The organism is Bradyrhizobium cosmicum (assembly GCF_032290525.1).
GTDB lineage: Bacteria > Pseudomonadota > Alphaproteobacteria > Rhizobiales > Xanthobacteraceae > Bradyrhizobium > Bradyrhizobium cosmicum_A.
The window spans coordinates 1-256 of sequence record NZ_JASXTA010000367.1; the positions used below are offsets into that span (position 1 = coordinate 1).

The window sequence follows — 256 nt, forward strand, 5'->3', positions numbered from 1 at the left end:
TCTCGTCGACCACGAGCCCCATCGAGCGGCCGTCGTCGGCGAACACCAGGATCGGCTGCGCGCCTGATGTCTGGACCGTGACCCCGGCCATCTGCACCAAGGGCATGAGCTGGTCGCGATACTGCACCATGTAGCGGCCGTTGGAGAGCTCGATCTTGTCGGTGGCGATCTCTTCCAGCCGGGTGACGAGGCCGAGCGGCACCGCCTTGGGCTGCGAGGAGCCGGCGCGGAACACCAGCAGCGAGGTGAGCTGTTC

General features: G+C 67.2%; 1 protein-coding gene. It reads right to left on the reverse strand.

The window, feature by feature from the left end; all coding sequences use genetic code 11:
• Window positions 1-256, reverse strand: a 256-nt coding sequence (locus QSV46_RS40280) for a hypothetical protein (protein ID WP_314964238.1), incomplete at both ends; no start/stop codon positions are given.